This is a genomic window from Lamprobacter sp. (assembly GCF_034860625.1).
GTDB lineage: Bacteria > Pseudomonadota > Gammaproteobacteria > Chromatiales > Chromatiaceae > Lamprobacter.
Genome location: NZ_JAYESN010000287.1, coordinates 1 through 3,555 on the forward strand (window position 1 = coordinate 1; position 3,555 = coordinate 3,555).

3 protein-coding genes are annotated in these 3,555 nt (G+C 62.7%); all 3 read left to right on the forward strand.

The annotated features are described in order from the left end of the window. The first annotated feature begins 271 nt into the window (after positions 1-271). From VBE63_RS26240 to VBE63_RS26250, 3 genes are read left to right on the forward strand one after another with little or no spacing between them, the layout of a single operon-like run. Entirely contained in the window at positions 272-658 is a 387-nt protein-coding gene (locus VBE63_RS26240; protein ID WP_323685945.1) for a HEPN domain-containing protein, read from the forward strand. A 2-nt stretch (positions 659-660) separates the two neighbouring features. Beyond that, the gene (locus VBE63_RS26245) at positions 661-2,010 is read left to right on the forward strand and encodes a KGGVGR-motif variant AAA ATPase (protein ID WP_323685946.1); all 1,350 of its coding nucleotides are present in this window, start codon (positions 661-663) and stop codon (positions 2,008-2,010) included. Then, the gene (locus VBE63_RS26250) at positions 2,000-3,520 is read left to right on the forward strand and encodes a hypothetical protein (RefSeq protein ID WP_323685947.1); all 1,521 of its coding nucleotides are present in this window, start codon (positions 2,000-2,002) and stop codon (positions 3,518-3,520) included. Before VBE63_RS26245 ends, VBE63_RS26250 begins: the two co-directional genes overlap by 11 nt. Positions 3,521-3,555: the final 35 nt, after the last annotated feature.

A 3,555-nucleotide genomic window follows, 5' to 3' on the forward strand; every position in this document is an offset into this window, starting at 1 on the left:
GTGGGAGACAAGTCGGTCGAGCTGCCGAGCGGAAAGGGCGTGCGGGTGCTGCCATGGCGCTACCTCCGATTTGGGCTCCGATTCAGGGTGCTCGGACGGCGTTGCGCTCGTCGTAGGCTGTCCAGGGTCATCATTGAACACCCAGCGGGAATGGCTTGTCTCTCTTGCCGCCATAGTGCCGGCTAATCTCCTGACGCGAAAGGGTTGCTATGGCACACTTGCCCCTGCATTCGCGGTAGGCCCACCGAGCAGCATAACGAGCAAGAAGGCGATGACAAAGCCGAGAGACGACTATCCGGCCGCAGCGCGGCGCTGCTTGGCAGATGGTCAGTTGCTGTTGGAAGAAGGACGTTTTGCGAACGCTACGCATCTTTTCGGTTTGGCTGCCGAGTGTGCCTTGAAGGTGCTGCTCCAGGGCCATCCAGGCGTGGTGGAGGTCCGCCAAGCGCATCTGCCCGAGCTGCGCGATCATGCGCGGAAAACCTTATGCCGCAGGCAAGATGTCGGCATTCAGCAATTACTGAACAAGGCCGACTACATGGACGGCTGGACGATCGAAAGCCGCTATTGGCCGGACGCCGCATTCTCGGAAGACCACTGCAGGCTGTATCGGGATCATTGCCGGCGCACCTTGCTCGCGGCCAACCTCGGGACCTGATCATGACAACGTGCTCGTTCGACGATGTATTGCCCCGTGCGGTTGTGCAACTCAGGCAGGCCTTCCCGGGTGTTGGTCTTGCCGATGTGCGATTCATTCGCGACATGAACGGCCGGGTTCATGTGGTGCTGCCGGACGCGACCGATCAAGCCGAGATCGTTGACGCACGCGCGGCCTTGGCAAACGCACTTGGTGCTTACAGTCCGGGCTTGGATGCTGGGTTGATGCGCTTCTCGGAGACGCTTTCCGGATCAGCGCTCCTTGACGAACCCTTCGTGGTCGAGGATATCGACGGCACGCTGGTGAAGCTGATTGAGCGGCGCGTGGTCGGCAAAGACTGGACACAGGCTCCAGGGATGGATGGGCCACGATCGACAACACACCCGCCGCGAGTCTCGTTCTTCAGTCTGAAAGGCGGTGTTGGGCGCAGCACCGCCTTGCTCCTTTGGGGCCGCGAGTTGGCGGCACAGGGTAAGCGGGTCCTGCTGCTGGACCTGGACCTCGAGGCACCGGGCCTCGGGGCACAGTTGCTGCCGCCCGGCGACCGGCCTGCGTTCGGCGTCGTGGACTGGCTCGCGGAGGATCTGGTCGCTAGTCCGTTGGCCGAAGCGATGCTCGTCGAGCGTGAGCTAGTCGCACGCTCGCCATTGGTCGAGGCCGGCTATCTCTACGTGACCCCGGCAACCGGCATGCGGTCAATGCAACAGCCTGGTGGGTTCATTGCGAAGCTTGCCCGCGCCTATCTCGAATCCGATCGCGGCGAGGGCCAGGGTTTTGCCGCGCGGGTGCGACGGTTGCTGGAGCGGCTCGAGCAGGCGCTTGAGCCGGACGTCGTGCTGATCGATAGTCGCGCCGGGCTGCACGAAACCGCCGCGGCGGCGATTCTGCACCTGGACGCGGATGTGCTGTTGTTCGCCACCGATCAGCCGACGGTCTGGGAGGGCTATCGCTACCTGTTGGCGCAACTGGCGCAGATGGCGCATATCGTTCCAGCCAGTGGCGATGATGATTGGCGGTTACGGCTGAAGATGGTCTATGCCAAGGCAGCGAAGACAAAGGTAGCGCTGAAGAGCTTCCGGTCGAAGGCCTATTCGTTGTGGCTGGAACAGCTCTATGACGAGCAGCGGCCGGAAGACGGGCCTGATGTGTTCAGCTTTGCCGAAACGGACGATGCGGCGCCGCATGACCCGCTGGTGATTCTGCAGAATCCGGTCTTCGAGCAGTTCAATCCGTTGGAGGACCTGAACGAGGCCGCCGAAGCCGCGATCTCAAGCACTTTCGGCCCATTCATGGCCGCGCTGGGTGAGCGTGTACTGGGTGATGATGCACCAGGAGCATCGGATGGCGGCTGACGGTTTTCCGACGGTTCAGGTCCGGCAATCCCTCGATGAGCTGCCGGAGACCATGGCGGTCAGCACAGCGGAACCGAATCCGAGCGAGCTCTATGTCGTGCTCGGTCACGAACGCGCGCTTGATCCCGATAGCACGCTCGTTGTCGGCGACCGTGGCACCGGTAAGAGCTTCTGGAGCGCGGCGCTTAACAGCCCTGTCTCACGCGCACTGATCCATGCCCAATTGCCAAGGCTGCATCTGGACCGGGTGCAGACGAGCTGGGGCTTCTCGGTGTCCACGCGCAACGAGGATCATCCATCCCGCCGCGTCCTGCAGCATTTGCAGGGCCGCTTTGCTCCCGAAGACATCTGGCGTGCGGTGGTGCTGCGGCAGCTGGCGGGCCGTTATGGAGAGGAGCTCCGCGCGGATACCTGGGACGATGCGGTGACATTCGTCGCTGAGAATCCCGAGCAGGAAGAGCGGCTGCTGAACCGGATATCGAGCCGCCTGGCGGCCGAAGGGAAGCGTCATCTGGTAGTCTTCGATGCGATCGACCGCGCCGGCTCGGACTGGAAGATGATCCGTGAGCTGGCCCGAGGGCTCCTGCAGCTGTGCCTGGACTTGAAAGGGCTGCCGGGCATCCAAGCAAAGGTCTTTCTCCGCCCCGATCTGTGGGAGGATCGGACCATCTGGCAGTTCCCGGACTCGTCGAAGCTGCACCACGGGCGGGTCGTTTTGGAATGGCGCCGTACCGACCTCTACGGACTGCTGTGGCATTGGCTGTGCAACCACGGCGACGGCGCCAAGCACTATCGCAGTTGGCTCTGTTCGCAGCATCGACTGTCCTTTCAGACCACGGAAGCGCATGGGGAGCAGGTCTATCCGATTCCGGCGAAGCTGCGCCAGGACGAAGACCTGCAGCAGGCCGTGCTGCACGACATGGCGACCCGTTACATGGGCACTAACCGTCGGCGTGGACGCACTTATACTTGGCTTCCAAATCACCTGGCCGATGCCAAGGGGCAGGTCAGCCCGCGCAGCTTCTTGATTGCGGTACGCGACGCACAACGCGAGACACGCGCTGAGGGTCATGCGGAAGTCTTGCATTGGGAGGGCATCAAACGTGGCGTTCAGAGCGCCTCATCGGTTCGTGTGCAGGAACTCCGCGAGGACTACCCCTGGATCGGGACCCTGCTGAAGCCGCTGAATGGACAGACCGTGCCCTGCCGGGGCGAAGAAATCGAGCAGCGCTGGCAGGAGGCGGGGACGGTCCAAGCGATCGAGCGTGATCGAGCGGAGACCTTGTCTCCGAAGCCTTCCGGACAGGGGGACATCGATGACGAGCGCTTCTATCTGCCTCCGCATGCGTTGGCGTTCGCATCTTCCCAGGTTCCCGAGAAGGCGCTGATTCAGGAGCTGCAGCGCATCGGCGTGATCCGCCGTATCGATGACGAGAAGGTTGATATCCCCGACCTGTTTCGGGTGGCGGCGGCCATCGGTCGCCGCGGCGGTGTGCGGCCGATTCGATAGCGAGACTGTCATCGCGATCTCCTACAGCGTTGCCG